The sequence below is a fragment of the Rhizobium sp. NZLR11 genome, from assembly GCF_019685115.1.
Lineage (GTDB): Bacteria > Pseudomonadota > Alphaproteobacteria > Rhizobiales > Rhizobiaceae > Rhizobium.
The window spans coordinates 1-15,975 of the sequence record NZ_JABDWD010000005.1; the positions used below are offsets into that span (position 1 = coordinate 1).

A 15,975-nucleotide genomic window follows, 5' to 3' on the forward strand; every position below is an offset into this window, starting at 1 on the left:
TCGATCGGATCGGTCTTGGCCCTGCGGCCGAGCGCGTTGGCAAAGGCGCGCACCTGCGCCGGATTGACAACAACCACCCCAAAACCAGCTGCCGACAGGCTACCCGCCGCTAACATCTCGTAGCCGCCGGTCGCCTCCAGGCCGACGATCGTCGGCCTGGAGGCGACCAGCCCGGTGATTAATTCCTCAAGGCCGGCGTGGTCGTTGCTGACCGCGAAGTGCTCGCCTGAAGGGTGCAGCGACACGTCCAATCGGTCCTTGGAAACATCGATACCGACAACCACCCTCTCATTCATCTCCATCTGATCCCATCCTTGCCTAAGCGGGCTTTGCTTTCGCAAGCGGCCCCGGCGACTGTTCGGGTTCAATGGAACGGCGGACGGAGACCCAGGCTCTCCCACGGGCTTGGTGTCCCAAAGGTGCAACGGTCTTCCATCCGCCACCGCAACAGGCAGTACTACGCCAATAGCGGGTAAAGGGAAGTTACAAAGGTGGCGGCAGCCGGATGAGGGGCCGATTCTTGGGATGTCGCTGATATAAACCAAAACCGAGGCTGCGAAACACAACCTCGGCTGAGGGGTCGAGCGGCGATGACGAGGTCAAAGCCGCTGCAAATGCTCAGGCCTATTCGCAGACCCGGACGGTTTCGGCGTGGTAGCCGCCGTCATAGCGGTTGCGCACGTCCCGGTCCTCATACCAGCATCTCGGCTGGGGTTCGACATAACGGGGGCTCTCGACATAACGAGGGCCTTCATCAACGTAGCGAGGGCCACCGCCATTGACGAGTGCGCCGCCGATAAGGCCGCCGACGACACCTGCGGCAACGCCGCCGGCGATGATGCGGCCGGTATTGTCGTGATGATGGTGGTCACGCGCGGCAGCAGGCTGAATAGCCGATCCAACAAGGGCCGTCGCGATCAACAGGCTGCTAATGATTCTCTTCATGTCATTCTCCTCAGTGGCACTCGTCCCCCGATAAAAGGGAAATGCGGCAGCAAATCGTTTGTTCGATCAAACTTTGCGACAGGCGTTAATTCATGTCATTTTCTCAGCGGGGTCGCCATGGGGGTCGCGGTCAGGTCGCCGACTGCGTCGCCGTCGTCTCCTCCAGCACGTCTTCGGGAATATCGTCGAAAGACGAGTAGTTGAGGTTATAGAGCTTGGAATAGAGCTTGCCGTTTTTCATCAGCTGGCGGTGGTTGCCGCTCTCGATAATTTCGCCGTTCTGCAGCACGATGATGCGGTCGGCCTCGCGGATCGTCGCCAAGCGATGGGCGATGACGAGGCCGGTGCGATTTTCGAGCAGCTTCACCAGCGCCTTCTGAATCAGCATCTCGGTATAGCTGTCGATGTTGGCGGTTGCCTCGTCGAGCACGAGGATCTTCGCATCTGCCACCAATGCGCGGGCAAAGCTCAAAAGCTGGCGCTGGCCGAGCGAAAGATTGCCGCCGCGCTCGCCGAGAATGCTGTCGTAGCCATCGGCCAGGCGCATGACGAATTCATGCGCGCCGACGGCCTTTGCCGCCTCGATCACCTGTTCGCGTGTCGCTTCCGCCTTGTGGTAGCGGATGTTTTCGAAGACGGTACCGGTGAAGAGAAAAGGCTCCTGCAGCACCATGGCGATCTGTGCCCCGAGCGAATCCTGCGTCAGGTCACGCACATCGTGGCCGCCGACTAGCACCTGGCCTTGCTGCACATCGTAAAAGCGGTGGATCAGCGACATGCAGCTGGATTTGCCGGACCCGGTCGGCCCGACCAGCGCCACCGTCTCGCCGGGATTGACCTTGAAACTTACATGTTTCAGCACTGGATGTTTCGGATTGTAGCCGAAGACGACGTCGTTGAATTCGACCGAGCCGTCCATGTCGCGCGATAGCGCTTTGGCATTCGGCGCGTCCTTGATGTCGACCGGCACATCGAGCACTTCGGTCAGCCGCTGGCCGGAGGCCATGGCGCGCTGCATCACCGAATATTGCAGCGTCAGCGAACGGATCGGGTCGAAGAAGCGCTGGATGTAAAACAGGAAGGCGACGAGAACGCCGACATCGAGCGCCTGGTTGAGAACGCGGGCGCCGCCGACGACGATGACCAGCGCCATCGCCACGCCGGTCAGGCTATCGACGATCGGCACCATCACCTGCGCATAACGTGCCGCCGTCAGATGCGTCCGCAAGTTCGCATGCGCCTTGTCGTCATAAAGCGTGAAGTTGACGCCCTGCCGGTCCATGCTCTGGACGGCGCGCACGCCGTGGATGGCTTCGGCAAGGGCACCGTTGGCAACCGAATTGGTCTCGTGCGCGGCCATGAAGGATTTGCGGGCGAGCGGCAGCCAGAACAAGCGGACGATGAACAGCACTGGCAGCACCGAGAGCGTCAGCAGCCCCAGCTTGAAATCGAGATAAAGCATGACGACGACGATGCCGAAGAGCAGCACGATGTCGCCGACCGAGAGAACCGAGGTTTCGAGGAATTCCTGCATCGAGTTGACGTCGCCCTGCAGGCGCGACATCAGCCGGCCCACCTCGGTCTTGTCCATGAAGGAGAGCGAGACGCGCTGGAGATGCGAAAACATCGCCCGGCGGATATCGAAGAGCACGTCTTCCGCCACGCCACCGACCAGAGTCTCCTGCGCGTAGCTTGCCGCATAGTTGATTGATATGGCGATGGCGAAAGCGGCGATCGACCAGACCAGTGCCGAAGAGTTGCCGCCCGGCGACATGCCGTGGTCGATGGCATAACGGATGATCAGCGGGATCAGCAGCTGCATCATCGTGAAGGTCAGGACGGCAACGACCGACCAGAGGACCTGGCGGCGATAGGGACGAACGAAAACCCAGATGCGCTTGACAATATTGCCGTCGAAGGCCTTGCCGAACATCTCCTCCTCGACGCGATGCGAACCGACCACCGCCCGCGGCGGGCGGCGCCCATCCTCGCGAACGTCGGGACGCTCGGTTTCCAGTTCCTCGGCCATCTCGTTCCTCCTGCGGCCATTACATGGGATGGCCCGCAATATTCACTGCTTGTTTGCTCTTCCCCCAGCGGGGGAGAGGCGAGTTAGGCGCTCAGCACCTCGTCGCCTGGCCGAACCTGCAGGTCGTAGAGCGCCTTGTAGCGGCCGCCGAGCGACAGCAGCGCCTGATGTGTTCCGCGCTCGACGATCCGGCCGTCTTCGACGAACAGTATCTGGTCGGCATGCATCAGCGAGCTGAGGCGATGGGCGACGATGATCGTCACCCGGTCGGCGGCATAGCGGCGCATGGCGCTGCGGATGCGCTGCTCGGTGGCCGCGTCGATTGCCGCCGTCGAATCGTCGAACACCATCACCGCCGGCTTCAGCATCAGCGCCCGGGCGATCGAAAGACGCTGCCGCTGGCCGCCGGACAGTGAAACGCCGCGCTCGCCGACGACGGTGTCGTAACCGGTGGGCAGGCCGAGCACGTAATTATGCAGCTGGGCGCTTTCACTGGCGCGTTCGATGCGACCTTCCTTTGCCCAGGGGTCGCCATAGGCGATGTTGTTTTCGATCGTCGTCGTGAACAGGAAGGAATCCTGCTGCACGACGGCAACCGCCCGGCGCAGCGATTGCAGCGTTGCCTTGCGGATGTCCTGGCCATCAATGGTGATCTTGCCGCCGCTAACGTCGTAGAAGCGGGGAATGAGATGGGCGATCGTCGACTTGCCGCTGCCGGGAGGGCCGACGATGCCGATCGTCTGGCCGCGTCTGGCTTCGAAGGAGACATCGTGGAGCACGGTGCGCTTTTCCGAACCGGGATAGGCGAAGCTGACATTCTCGAAGCGCAGCACGCCGTCGGTCACCGCCAATTCCTTGGCATCCGGTGCGTCCTTGATCGCGATGTCGAGGTCGAGCAGGCTGAAGAGGCGCGAGCCGCAGGTGGAGGCGCGGGCAAAGGCATTGACCATCAGGCCGAGCTGGCGCACCGGCATCTGCAAAATGGTCATGAAGGTCAGGAAGGAGGCGAGCGTGCCGACGGTGATCTCGCCCGACGTCACCTTGCCGCCGCCGACGAAGAGCACCAGGCCCATCGCCAGGAAGAAGGAGAAGGTCATGGCGCTGGTATTGAGGACGCGGATGCCGACGCGTTGATGCGCGAGCGCCAGAGCATTCTTCGAGGCCGCCTCGAATTTCGACAGCTCATGATCCTGTGCGGCAAAGGCGCGCACGACGCGGATGCCGCCGAGATTCTCCTCCATGATGCGGGTCAGCACCGAAAGCCGCTCCTGCAGATCGAGCCAGGTGGCCCGCAGCCTGAGCTGCGTCGCCGAGGAGCGCCAGCCGACGAAGGGCACGAAAGAGAGCGCCAGGAGGCCGAGCACGATATCGGTCGACAGCAGCATATAGGCGCCGATGCCGATCAGGATCGACAGCAGGATCATTCGGACGAGCGCCGTGGAAAAATACATCCGCACGCCTTCGAGATCGAGCAGGCCGATGGTGATCAGATCGCCGGAATGCACCGTGTCGTGAAAGCTGAAAGACAGCCGCTGGATCTTCTCATAGCAGGCCAGCCGCAACTCGTAGCCGATGTGATGGCCGACGGCTTCGCTGTAATAGTTCTGGACCATGGTGAAGAGGCCGCGCAACACGCTGGCGCCGAGCAGGAGCAGCGCCGTGGTCAAAAGCGCGTCCTGCGCCGCCTGGCCCGCCGCGCCGCCGCTCATCGCCATCTGTGTGTGGTCGACCGCCTGGCCGAGAAGGCGGGGGATCATCAGCTGGAAGGTGGAAGCGACCAGCGTGGCGCCGATCGCAAAGCCCGATTGCCAGGGGTGGCGGAAGGCCATCATGGTGATACGCACCAATGTGAAGAGGCCTCGGCCCCAGCCTGCCGCAGTTGCAAGCGCCATCGAAGCCGAAGGCTTCGTCGCGCGTGTTAACGCATCGCTGCTCACGGTATTTTTTCCAATAGATGTGTGGTCGGACGCTGGCCCGAAAAGACGGCAAATCCATGAAGGGATTGATTGCGCCTTCACTTTTGCCGATTCCATTTGGGGGTTCAAGTAAAGAATTCACCAACTGGTTATTTTTACGTGAGGTCTCCTCGCGAGCTGGCGGGAACAATCGCATTGTGGGTTGGTTGCCAGGCAAACCCTGTCAGGCAATCATTACCGGAGAGAGACCATGCCGCTGAAAGCCCTCGCTCTTAACGCCACACTGAAGACCAGCGATGCCAAGGAGGCGTCCTCGACCGACCGGATGATCGCTCTCATCGACAAGGCGTTGTCGACCTATGACGTCAAGACCGAAGTGCTCCGGCTTGCCGATTTCAACGTCAAGCCGGGCGTCACATCGGATGAAGGCGCAGGCGATGACTGGCCTGATATTCGCACCAAGGTGCTCGCCGCCGATATCCTGCTGATGGCGACGCCGATCTGGCTCGGTCAGCCCTCCAGCGTCTGCAAGCGGGCGCTGGAGCGTATGGACGCCTTCCTCGATGAGACCGACGATCAGGGCCGCATGGTTTCCTATGGCAGGGTCGCGGCCGTCGCCGTCGTCGGCAATGAGGACGGCGCCCATCATGTGTCGGCCGAGCTTTTCCAGGCGCTGAACGATGTCGGCTTCACCATTCCGGCCAGCGCCGTCGCCTATTGGGTGGGCGAGGCGTTGGGTTCCACCAATTTCGTCGACCTCGACAAGGTTCCGAAGGTGGTGACGACAGCCGTCGACACGCTGGCGCGCAATACCGCGCATCTGGCCGGCCTGCTGAAGGCGAAGCAATATCCGGGCGAGGGTGACTGAAGCGCGCCGCATCGACGTTCTAAACCAAGTTATCTTTCAATGGCTTGAATTGCCGTGGCAATAAACCTCTTGCCATATGCGCCATTTCGCGCTTTCATACACTACTAGTTTAATAGACTATAGGCGAGCGTGATTGGTCCGCTTGTGCATTTCCGGGGCTTCCGGCTCGGACCTCGATCCTGCGGCAGCTGTCGTGAATGGCCGCATGAACCTCATTAACGCATGATCCGCTGTTTTATGCGTTGAAACCTCGATCGACCCACGGTGCGGATGAAACCGCAAAGGAGTTGCGATGACGGTTCAGGGACTTTTTTCGGCGCGCGCCAATGCGGCGGCGCTGATATCGGCGGTGCCGCGTATTGCCATCGTCGGGCGCGGCTTTTCCGGGATGATGACGGCGATCGCGCTGATGAAGACGCTGCGCGCGCCCTTCCACCTGCAACTGTTCGATCCGAATTCGTCGGTCAGCGGCGGGCAGGCGCTGGCGTCAGTGCGCGCCTCGACGATCCTCAACACCCGCGTGCGCGATCTCTCGGTGTCTGTCGGCGACAGTGACGATTTCAACGATTGGCTCTGCAGCAATGCCGCCTTTCGCGCCGCCGTGCCGGCCGCCATTCCCGGTTTCCGGCAGATCTTCGTGCCGAAGGAAATCTTCAGCGATTATGTCTACCAGCGGTTTTCGGAAGCGCTCGCCGCGCGCCGAGACATTACCGTCCAGGTCTGCAACGATCCGGTGGTGGCGATCCGCAGGAGCCACGGCAACCGTTTCCTGCTCGAAAGCGCCAATCCCGCCAATCCGCTGTTCGATACCGTGATGCTGGCCACCGGCTACGGCCTGAACGATCAGGATACCGGCGGTGAGGAGGTTTCGCCGGTCAGGGCCCAGCGCCTCGTGGCACGGCCACATACGGTGTTGCTCGGCAGCGGCATTCGCGTCGTCGACCAGCTGCTGCAGCTGCGCGATGCCGGTTATGCCGGCCAGGTGACGATCATTTCCCGCCGCGGTTTCCTGCCCCAGAGCCATACGCCGAATTCCGCCGATCCGCTGTTCCCGGCCGAAGCGCTGCCTGAGAGCCTGCCGGAGATCGTGCGCTTCATCCGCCAGGCCTGTCGCGAGGCTGAAGAAGAGGGCCGAAGCTGGCAATCGGTGATGAACGGCCTCAGGAAACATGCCCGCTCGCTCTGGCGCTCGCTGCCGGCACGCGACAAACATCAGTTCAACCGGCACCTCCGGGCAATCTACGACAGCCACCGCAACCGCCTGCCGGAAGCCATGCACCTGCGCCTGAAACGCGAGCTGGCCGAAGGCCGCACGGTGCTGCGCCGCGGGCGGGCCGGTCGCCGGGGCCTGAGCGGCCTGTTCTTCACGCCGGCCGGTTCCTCTGCGGAAGAGGTCATCCATGCCGAGCGCATCATCGATTGCCGCTGTCAGGCGCCGGATCTTTCGGCGCCGCTGATTGAGAGCCTGTTTTCCGCCGGCCTCGCCATGCCCGACGAACTGTCGCTCGGGCTGGCGGTCAATGCGCGCGGCGAGCCATTCCTGGAGGACGGTTCGACCGTCGCCGGGCTCTTTGCCGTCGGCCCGCTCGGCCTCGGCAGCCTGCCCGACATCGATCTGGTGCCGGAGATCGTCTCGCAGGCTTATGCCGCTGCCGAACGGGTCGGCGAGCGGTTCTACCCACAGGTTAAGGCCGTCTGAAAATTGAGGCTGCTTCGGAACCATCCGTCTGCGTTTGCGTTATAAAGCGCTGGTGACTCAGAGGGGCCGATGGAAGTGCTGAATCGACATGATACGTCTCTTGACGACGAGGGGCGCTTTCGTCTTCTGGTCGATGCCATCACCGACTACGCCATCTATATGCTCAGCCCCGAAGGCATCGTCACCAGCTGGAATACTGGCGCTCAGCGCTTCAAAGGTTACAAGCCGTCCGAAATCCTCGGCGAGCATTTTTCCCGTTTCTATCTGGAAGAGGACCGCGCCGCGGGAGTTCCGGAGCGGGCGCTTGCGACCGCCAAGGAACACGGCCGGTTCGAGGGGGAAGGCTGGCGCCAGCGCAAGGATGGCAGCCGCTTCTGGGCGCATGTGATCATCGATCCGATCCGCCGTCCCTCCGGCGAGCTGATCGGCTATGCCAAGATCACCCGGGACCTGACCGAACGCAGAGCCGCCGAAAAGGCGATCCGCCAGAGCGAGGAACAGTTCCGCCGGCTCGTCCAGGGCGTCTCGGATTATGCGATCTATATGCTCGATCCCGACGGCAATGTCAGCAGCTGGAATTTCGGCGCCGAGCGGATCAAGGGCTATCGCCCGAAAGAAATCATCGGCCGGCATTTCTCGACCTTCTATACCCCCGAGGACCGAGCCGCCGGCGTGCCGGAGACCGCGCTCGGCGTTGCGCGCGGCGAAGGCCGGTTCGAGAGGGAAGGCTGGCGCGTCCGCAAGGACGGCACCCGCTTCTGGGCCAGCGTTGTCATCGACGCCATCCGGGATGATGAAGGCGATGTGATCGGTTTTGCCAAGATCACCCGCGATATCACCGAAAAGATGGAAACACAGCGCGCGCTGGAGCAGGCCCGCGAAGAACTCTTCCAATCGCAGAAAATGGAGGCGATCGGCCAATTGACCGGCGGTATCGCCCATGATTTCAACAATCTGCTGATGGCTGTGCTCGGCAGTCTCGAAATCTTGAAGAAGCGCATGCCGCAGGATCTGTCGCTGACATCGCTTGTTGATAATGCGATGCAGGGTGCCCAGCGCGGCGCGGCATTGACGCAGCGCATGCTGGCTTTTTCCCGCCGGCAGGAACTGCACATGGAGCCGATCGACGTCTCCGGCCTGATGCGCGGCATGATGGACATGCTGAGCCGTTCGCTCGGCCCGCTTACCAGGATCGAGACCTCTTTCCCCGTCAGGCTGCCGACGATCCTGACCGATCCGAACCAGCTGGAGATGGCGATCCTCAACCTCGTCGTCAACGCCCGCGACGCCATGCCGTCCGGCGGCCGGATCGTGCTTCGCGCGTCCGAGGAATCCGCGCCATCAGGCAAGGCTCCGCTGCCGCCTGGCCGCTATATAAGAATAGCGGTGATCGATGAAGGCGAGGGCATGGATGCAAAGACGGTGGAGCAGGCAACGACGCCGTTCTTCACCACCAAGGGCGTCGGCAAGGGTACCGGTCTCGGGCTTTCCATGGTGCAGGGCCTTGCGTCCCAGTCCGGCGGCCGCCTCATGCTGAAGAGCAGTCTTGGCGAAGGCACCACGGCTGAATTGTGGTTCCCGGTCGTCACTGTCGAGCGGACAGCCGAGGTCGCTATAGGCCTGACGCAACGCGCTGAAAATGCGTCGCGCCGGCTGCGCATCGTCGCCGTTGATGACGATGGTCTGGTGCTGATGAATACGACGCTGATGCTGGAGGATCTCGGTCACACCGTGTTCGAGGCCATGGCCGGCCCCGATGCGCTTGAGATCCTGCGCAGGCAGCCGGTCGATCTGGTGATTTGCGACCATGCCATGCCGCGCATGACGGGGGCTGAACTCGCCGAGGCGATCCGCGAGGAATGGCCTGAGATGCCGATCATTCTCGCAACCGGTTACGCCGAACTCCCCGAAGGAACCGGCATCGCCAATCTGCCCCGCCTCGGCAAGCCCTTCTCGCAGACCCAGCTCGCCGATGCGATCAGCCGGGTCGCTTCTTAGAGCAATTCCAGGAAAAGTGTGAAGCGGTTTTCCGCCCGGAATTGCGCAAAAACAAAAAGCGTGACCGGCGGCGCTACGCGCTACGCGTCTCGTCGCCATTATCTTGGATGACGGCGCGGTCGGCCCCGGCCGTGGCTGAAGTTGCGCCGCTGAGGAGGCGCTTTTCGGTCTCTTGCAGGTCAAGGATCGCGCGTTCGATCCGCTCAGCCGAAGAATCGCGTGCGGTTACGCGCCACCGGTGCTGCTGCCACAAGCCGACGAGCAGGCGTCGGCTCGGGACTTCGATCGTCTCATGAAGGAACCACGCTCCCCCCACCGCAACGAATAGCGCTACCGCGATGAGCGCCGGTTCCGGCATCACAGTCTCAAAAGTCCGATGCACCAGGAACATTATGGGGACGTGGAAAAGATAGAGGGAGAAGCTGATCGTCCCCAGAAACCTTATCGGTGCAGCTGCCAGGACATTTGATGCGATGGGAGGTTGTCGTGCGACGAGTGCCACGATGACGGCCGCGGCGACCGCACTTTGCAGGCTCCAGAATTCGGGCGAAAAACCAGGCGCGAGATGCCTGTAAGCGAAGAACACCGCCAGAAGGAACAGCGTGAAAATTCCCGTGAGGGCGGAAGGCGTCCATCGATCCCAGTAAGAATGCATCGCCCCGGCAAGTGCGCCGAAAAGAAAGTACGGGAGCTTGGAAACGAGCATGATTCCAGGCCCTGGCAATTCAAGCAGGCCATCCACGACGATGACCACTGCGAAGCCGACGATCACGCCGCTATAGCGGTGCGGCCGGGCTAAGCAAAGCCATAGGATTGGGAAGAGCAGATAGAATTGAATTTCGGGTGGAATCGACCAGAAAACGCCACTCGAGCCCAGCAGAAACACATGGCGCACAAAGTCCATCCCGCCCATGATCGGCTGAACGAAGTCCAGATTTGGTATGCCAGATAACATCGCCACGAGCAGAACGGCAGCCAGATAAACCGGATAGATGCGGGCAAAGCGGCTCACCAGAAAATCCAGGACGTTTTCTTTGGTCACCGGCCGGGAACCGTAGAGATGGGCCATCAGAAAGCCGCTGAGGGCAAAGAACAAGCCGACGGCTTCGCTGCCCATGGTCGTTACATGCACGGATGCACCCGGAAAGATAAGTCCGACATGGGCTTGAACGACCAGCAGCGCGGCGACACCGCGCAGGCCATCGAGACTGGGAATGTAATCCGGCCGGTTCATGGGCAGCTATTATATGTTCTGTTCTCGTAAGAACTATCGGACATCACTTTACACGGTATTAATCCGGTTGCGCTCAGGCCACCGGGCGCAACCGCTGCCGGAGCTCGTACCGCAAGCGACAGTGAGCCCGGGCTACTCCCGGCGGCCTCTGCCGGTCTCGCCGCGAAGGATGAACACCAGCAAGGCCAGCACCATCGCCGCCAGCCCGTACCAGGTGATCGCATAGACGAGATGGTTATTGGGGAAATGGATGATCGTCAGGCCGCCGACAGGCAGGCCGCCCGGATTGGCGGCGGCATCCGCATCGATGAAATAGGGCGCGACCGCACTGAGACCGCGCTTTTGCGCGATCGCCGCGACATCGCGGGAATACCATCGGTCGGCGGCGAGGTCATTGGATTGCAGCAGCGATCCCTTCGGCTCGCTCATCCGCATCAGCCCGGTGATCTCAACGATGCCCGACAATTCGCCGTCGCGGCGCGTGGCCGGATCGCGCCGGTCTGTCGGAACGAAGCCGCGATTGACGAGAACGGCGGTGCCGTCGGCAAGCGTTAGCGGCGTCATCACCCAATAGCCGGGGCCGAGCGCCGTCGACGCATAGACCAGCGTCTCCTTGTCGTTCGCCAGCGTCCCAGCTGCGCTCACCCGCCGATATTCGTCATCGGCGGCATTGACCTTGGCCCAGTCGGCTTGGGTCGGGGCGGGCAGGGGGGCGGCATGCACACGCTGATCGACCTGGGCGATGAGATCACGCTTCCAGGCGAGCCGCTGCACCTGCCAGGTGCCGAGGGCTGCGAGACCTGCGGCAAGCAGCACCAGGCAGACGGCGAAGATCGCGCGTTTTGCCGGCGAAGGCGGTCGTTCCGATTTTTCCGAGGGAGCCTTGTTCATCGGCTGGGTCGATGCCGGCGGCGCTGCCGCCGGCCTTTCCTGCCGATCACGGCATGTTCTTCATCATCTCGGGGCTCATCGGCATCATGTTGGCGTTGAGATGATGCATGACCCAGAGCGAACCGGAGAGCGCGATGGCGACGATGATGATGGTGAAGATCAGCGCCATCATCGTCCAGCCGCCCTCGCTACGAGGGTTCATGTGCAGGAAGAAGACCATATGCACGACGATCTGGATGGCGGCGAGGCCCATCACCAGCACCGCCGTCACCGCCGGGCTATCGAACACGCCTGACATGACCAGCCAGAAGGGAATGGCGGTGAGGATGACGGACAGCACGAAGCCCGTCATGTAGCTCCGGAAGGTGCCGTGGCCGGCCTGATGGCCGTGGCTGTGGCCGTGATGCGCCTCGTGCGCGTCCTCGTGTGCGGGTACTTGCGAACTCATCCGAGGACTCCCAGCAGATAGACGAAGGAAAAGACGCCGATCCAGACGACGTCGAGGAAGTGCCAGAACATCGAAAGGCACATCAGGCGGCGGCGGTTGGCCTCGACCAGCCCGTGCATCGACACTTGCACCATCAGCGTGATCAGCCAGATGATGCCGAAGGTGACGTGCAGGCCGTGCGTGCCGACCAGGGTGAAGAAGGAGGAGAGGAAGGCGCTGCGCGTCGGCCCGGCGCCTTCATGGATCAGGTGGATGAATTCATAGAGCTCGAGCCCGATGAAGGCGGCGCCGAACAGGCCGGTGACGGCGAGCCAGAAGAGCGTTTCCGCCTTGGCGTTGCGCTCCATCTGCAGCATGGCGAAGCCGTAGGTGATCGACGAGAGCAGCAGCATCGAGGTGTTGAGGGCAACGATCGGCAGATCGAAGAGATCGGCCGGCGACGGACCGGCGGCATAGTTGCGGCCGAGCACGCCGTGCGTGGCAAACAGCACCGCGAAGATCAGGCAGTCGCTCATCAGGTAGAGCCAGAAGCCGAGATTGGTGCTGTTTTCCGGATGATGGTCTTCCGTCACGTAGAATTCAGGCTTTTCGGCCGTGTCGATGATCTGATCGCTCATGGTCATTACACCTGCTCGGCAAGCAGCGCGGTGCGCTTGCCTTCTGTTTCGGTCACCTCGTCGGCGGAGATGTGGAAGTCGCGCCGGTAGTTGAAGGTATGACCGATCGCCACGACCAGCAGACCGACGAAGGAGACGACGACCAGCCACCACATGTACCAGATCAGGCCGAAGGCGAGGGCGACGCTGATGCCTGAGAGGATGGCGCCGGTGCCGGTGTTCTTCGGCATGTGGATCGGCCGGAAGCCTTCCAGCGGACGCCCATAACCACGGTTCTTCATGTCGTACCAGCTGTCATGGTCGTGGACGACGGGCGTGAAGGCGAAGTTGTAATCCGGCGGCGGCGAAGAGGTCGACCATTCCAATGTACGGCCATCCCACGGATCGCCGCTGTCGTCGCGCAATTCCTCGCGTTTCATGAAGCTGACGACGATCTGGATCAGGAAGGCGGCAATCCCAAGCGCGATCAGGCCGACGCCGAAGGCCGCGATGATGAACCAGATCTGCAGCGACGGGTCGTCGAACTGGTTCATGCGGCGGGTAACGCCCATCAGGCCGAGCACGTAGAGCGGCATGAAGGCGAACCAGAAGCCGATCTGCCAGAACCAGAAGCTCATCTTGCCCCAGAAGGGATCGAGCTTGAAGCCGAAGGCTTTCGGGAACCAGTAGTTCACGCCAGCGAACATGCCGAAGAGAACGCCGCCGATGATGACGTTGTGGAAGTGGGCGATGAGGAACAGCGAATTGTGCAGCACGAAGTCGGCCGGCGGCACGGCGAGCATGACGCCGGTCATGCCGCCGATGACGAAGGTCACCATGAAGCCGACCGTCCATAGCATCGGCACCTCAAAGCGGATGCGGCCGCGATACATGGTGAACAGCCAGTTGAAGATCTTCGCCCCGGTCGGGATCGAGATGATCATCGTGGTGATGCCGAAGAAGGAATTGACGCTGGCGCCCGAGCCCATCGTGAAGAAGTGGTGCAGCCAGACGATGTAGGACAGGATCATGATCACGCAAGTCGCGTAGACCATCGAGGCGTAACCGAAGAGGCGCTTGCCGGAGAAGGTGGCGACGACCTCCGAGAAGATGCCGAAGGCCGGCAGCACCAGAATGTAGACCTCCGGATGGCCCCAGATCCAGATGAGGTTGATATACATCATCGGATTGCCGCCGAGGTCATTGGTGAAGAAGTTCGTCCCCGCATAGCGGTCGAGCGACAGCAAAGCGAGCGTTGCCGTCAGGATCGGGAAGGAGGCGACGATCAGCACGTTGGTGCAGAGCGCCGTCCAGGTGAAGACCGGCATCTTCATGAAGGTCATGCCCGGCGCGCGCATCTTGACGATGGTGGCGATCAGGTTGATGCCCGACAGCGTCGTCCCGACGCCGGCCACCTGCAGGCCCCAGATATAATAGTCGACGCCGACGCCCGGACTGTAGGCGGCCCCCGACAGTGGCGGGTAGGCGAGCCAGCCGGTCTGGGCGAATTCGCCGATGAACAGCGACAGCATGATGATGATCGCGCCGGCGGTGGTCATCCAGAAGGAGAAATTGTTCAAGAAGGGGAAGGAGACGTCGCGCGCGCCGATCTGCAACGGCACCACGAAGTTCATCAGGCCGGTGACGAAGGGCATCGCCACGAAGAAGATCATGATGACGCCGTGGGCGGTGAACACCTGGTCGTAATGGTGCGGCGGCAGATAACCCTCCGAACCATTGAAGGCGATCGCCTGCTGCACGCGCATCAGGATCGCGTCGGAAAAACCGCGCAGCAGCATAATGACCGCCAAGATCACATACATGATGCCGATCTTCTTGTGATCGACACTGCAGATCCAGTCGTTCCAGAGCGGACCCCAGAACTTGAAATAGGTGATGAGGCCAAGCACTGCGATGGCGCCGATGACGACGCCGATGAAGGTCACGACCAGGATCGGCTCGTGATAGGGGATGGCATCGAGGGTCAACCGGCCGAAGACGAACTTCAGGAGGTCAGGATTGGAAAACATGGAACAACCCGTTCATTATGTCTTGCGACGCAAAGCGCCAGGTTAATTGTTGTTGTTGAGCTGCGCCGGCGCAGGATCGGCGCCATTGCTCATGCCCGGCATGGAATGGCCGTCATGCTGCATGTCCATGCCGGGCGTGCTGTCCATGCCGGGCATGTCGTGCTGCATGCTGTTGCCGTCGCTGGTGTTGGCCGGTTCGCTGCGCGCCGGAGCGCCCGTTGCCGGCACGGTGGCCGCAGGCGCGACGATGCCTTCGTCGGCATGGCGATTGTCGTATTGCAGCTTGTCGCGGTTTTCCGCACTTTCCTTGCCGCCGCCGCCCTTCATGTCGATGTGCATCATCTCGTTCATGCACATCTTGCCCGGCTTGGCGCACATGTTGAGGACGGCGTTGTAGAGATCGGCATCGGCGCCGGCATAATAACGCACCGGTTCCTTCTCGCTCGGCTTCTCGAGCTTCAGATAGGCGTCGCGGTTGAGCATCGTGCCCTGCTGCTTGACGTTAGCCACCCAGGCATCGAAGCCTTCGCGGTTGAGACCGTGGAACTTGAAGCGCATATGCGAGAAGCCTGAGCCGCTGTAATTGGCAGAGAAGCCCTCATACTCGCCTTCCTTGTTGATAACGGCGTGCAGCTTCGTCTCCATGCCCGGCATGGCGTAGATCTGGCCGGCAAGGGCGGGAATGTAGAAGGAGTTCATAACCGAGGAGGCGGTGATTTTGAAACTGATCGGCATATCCACCGGGGCAGCGAGCTCGTTGACCGTCGCAATGCCGAGCTCGGGATAGAAGAACAGCCACTTCCAGTCGAGCGCCACGACCTCGACGGTTAGCGGCTTGGTATCGGCCGGAATGGCGCGCTCCGCATCGAGGCGGTCGAGTGGCCGGTAGGGGTCGAGCTTATGGGTGGAAATCCAGGTGACGGCGCCGAGCGCAATGATGATCGCCAGCGGCGCTGCCCAGATGATGATTTCGAGGCGGGTCGAATGGTGCCATTCCGGCGCATAAGTCGCAGCCGTATTGGAGTGGCGGTAGCGCCAGGCGAAGAGCAGCGTCAGGAAGATCACCGGTATGATGATCAAAAGCATCAGCACCGTCGAGATGATGATGAGATCGCGCTGTTGCACGGCGATGTCGCCGGAGGGCGCCATGACTACCATGTTGCATCCTGCCAGAAAAAACAGCGGCAAGACGGATAGAAGGCGGGAAAACTTCGTGAGTTTTTGCACGTCTCTAAGCTCTTGTTGTTTCGTTTGTTCCGCGACTAAAGCACTGAACCCGATCGCGACATGAGGTGTTTGGTCGCAGTGCAGCAAGCATGCC

General features: G+C 61.6%; 13 protein-coding genes. 3 read left to right on the forward strand and 10 right to left on the reverse strand.

What is annotated here, in order from left to right; genetic code table 11:
- From HJB83_RS10380 to HJB83_RS10395, 4 genes are all read right to left on the reverse strand, one after another.
- On the reverse strand, nucleotides 1-302 hold a 302-nt coding region (locus HJB83_RS10380; RefSeq protein ID WP_221131814.1), incomplete at its 3' end, for a transposase.
- Between the two features lie 322 nt (nucleotides 303-624).
- Nucleotides 625-945 (reverse strand): hypothetical protein, encoded by a 321-nt coding sequence (locus HJB83_RS10385; protein ID WP_207585438.1) that lies wholly within the window; start codon nucleotides 943-945, stop codon nucleotides 625-627.
- A 130-nt stretch (nucleotides 946-1,075) separates the two neighbouring features.
- Complete coding sequence (locus tag HJB83_RS10390; protein ID WP_207585439.1) at nucleotides 1,076-2,974, reverse strand: ABC transporter ATP-binding protein; 1,899 nt, start codon at nucleotides 2,972-2,974, stop codon at nucleotides 1,076-1,078.
- Nucleotides 2,975-3,057: 83 nt separating this feature from the next.
- Nucleotides 3,058-5,019 carry an ABC transporter ATP-binding protein gene (locus HJB83_RS10395; protein WP_207585440.1) on the reverse strand — a complete coding sequence of 654 codons (1,962 nt, stop codon included), beginning with the start codon at nucleotides 5,017-5,019 and terminating at the stop codon, nucleotides 3,058-3,060.
- Nucleotides 5,020-5,140: 121 nt separating this feature from the next.
- Between HJB83_RS10395 and HJB83_RS10400 the strand changes: the two genes are divergently transcribed.
- The 3 genes from HJB83_RS10400 (at nucleotide 5,141) to HJB83_RS10410 (ending at nucleotide 9,455) form a co-directional block, all read left to right on the forward strand.
- Nucleotides 5,141-5,758 carry a flavodoxin family protein gene (locus tag HJB83_RS10400; RefSeq protein ID WP_207585441.1) on the forward strand — a complete coding sequence of 206 codons (618 nt, stop codon included), beginning with the start codon at nucleotides 5,141-5,143 and terminating at the stop codon, nucleotides 5,756-5,758.
- A 292-nt stretch (nucleotides 5,759-6,050) separates the two neighbouring features.
- Nucleotides 6,051-7,457 (forward strand): FAD/NAD(P)-binding protein, encoded by a 1,407-nt coding sequence (locus HJB83_RS10405; RefSeq protein ID WP_221131815.1) that lies wholly within the window; start codon nucleotides 6,051-6,053, stop codon nucleotides 7,455-7,457.
- A 69-nt stretch (nucleotides 7,458-7,526) separates the two neighbouring features.
- Nucleotides 7,527-9,455, forward strand: a complete 1,929-nt coding sequence (locus HJB83_RS10410; RefSeq protein ID WP_221131816.1) for a PAS domain-containing sensor histidine kinase — start codon at nucleotides 7,527-7,529, stop codon at nucleotides 9,453-9,455.
- Between the two features lie 73 nt (nucleotides 9,456-9,528).
- On the opposite strand, the gene HJB83_RS10415 is transcribed toward HJB83_RS10410, so the two are convergent.
- From HJB83_RS10415 to cyoA, 6 genes are all read right to left on the reverse strand, one after another.
- Nucleotides 9,529-10,689 (reverse strand): acyltransferase, encoded by a 1,161-nt coding sequence (locus tag HJB83_RS10415; protein WP_221131817.1) that lies wholly within the window; start codon nucleotides 10,687-10,689, stop codon nucleotides 9,529-9,531.
- A 132-nt stretch (nucleotides 10,690-10,821) separates the two neighbouring features.
- On the reverse strand, nucleotides 10,822-11,580 hold the full coding sequence (locus tag HJB83_RS10420) for an SURF1 family protein (protein WP_221115608.1): 759 nt from the start codon (nucleotides 11,578-11,580) through the stop codon (nucleotides 10,822-10,824).
- A gap of 46 nt (nucleotides 11,581-11,626) precedes the next feature.
- Complete coding sequence (cyoD, locus tag HJB83_RS10425; protein ID WP_207585446.1) at nucleotides 11,627-12,028, reverse strand: cytochrome o ubiquinol oxidase subunit IV; 402 nt, start codon at nucleotides 12,026-12,028, stop codon at nucleotides 11,627-11,629.
- Nucleotides 12,025-12,645 carry a cytochrome o ubiquinol oxidase subunit III gene (gene cyoC, locus HJB83_RS10430; protein WP_221131818.1) on the reverse strand — a complete coding sequence of 207 codons (621 nt, stop codon included), beginning with the start codon at nucleotides 12,643-12,645 and terminating at the stop codon, nucleotides 12,025-12,027. The genes cyoD and cyoC overlap by 4 nt, the downstream gene beginning before the upstream one ends.
- Before the next feature lie 5 nt (nucleotides 12,646-12,650).
- The gene (cyoB, locus tag HJB83_RS10435; RefSeq protein ID WP_207585448.1) at nucleotides 12,651-14,654 is read right to left on the reverse strand and encodes a cytochrome o ubiquinol oxidase subunit I; all 2,004 of its coding nucleotides are present in this window, start codon (nucleotides 14,652-14,654) and stop codon (nucleotides 12,651-12,653) included.
- A gap of 42 nt (nucleotides 14,655-14,696) precedes the next feature.
- Complete coding sequence (gene cyoA / locus HJB83_RS10440; RefSeq protein WP_207585449.1) at nucleotides 14,697-15,881, reverse strand: ubiquinol oxidase subunit II; 1,185 nt, start codon at nucleotides 15,879-15,881, stop codon at nucleotides 14,697-14,699.
- Nucleotides 15,882-15,975 lie beyond the last annotated feature (94 nt).

Excerpts from the sequence above, each read along its gene's own strand:
- HJB83_RS10385 (WP_207585438.1), bottom strand. The coding sequence starts at position 945 with ATGAAGAGAATCATTAGCAGCCTGTTGATCGCGACGGCCCTTGTTGGA.
- HJB83_RS10390 (WP_207585439.1), bottom strand. The coding sequence starts at position 2,974 with ATGGCCGAGGAACTGGAAACCGAGCGTCCCGACGTTCGCGAGGATGGG.
- HJB83_RS10400 (WP_207585441.1), top strand. The coding sequence starts at position 5,141 with ATGCCGCTGAAAGCCCTCGCTCTTAACGCCACACTGAAGACCAGCGAT.
- HJB83_RS10405 (WP_221131815.1), top strand. The coding sequence starts at position 6,051 with ATGACGGTTCAGGGACTTTTTTCGGCGCGCGCCAATGCGGCGGCGCTG.
- HJB83_RS10410 (WP_221131816.1), top strand. The coding sequence starts at position 7,527 with ATGGAAGTGCTGAATCGACATGATACGTCTCTTGACGACGAGGGGCGC.
- HJB83_RS10415 (WP_221131817.1), bottom strand. The coding sequence starts at position 10,689 with ATGAACCGGCCGGATTACATTCCCAGTCTCGATGGCCTGCGCGGTGTC.
- HJB83_RS10420 (WP_221115608.1), bottom strand. The coding sequence starts at position 11,580 with ATGAACAAGGCTCCCTCGGAAAAATCGGAACGACCGCCTTCGCCGGCA.
- cyoD (WP_207585446.1), bottom strand. The coding sequence starts at position 12,028 with ATGAGTTCGCAAGTACCCGCACACGAGGACGCGCACGAGGCGCATCAC.
- cyoC (WP_221131818.1), bottom strand. The coding sequence starts at position 12,645 with ATGAGCGATCAGATCATCGACACGGCCGAAAAGCCTGAATTCTACGTG.
- cyoB (WP_207585448.1), bottom strand. The coding sequence starts at position 14,654 with ATGTTTTCCAATCCTGACCTCCTGAAGTTCGTCTTCGGCCGGTTGACC.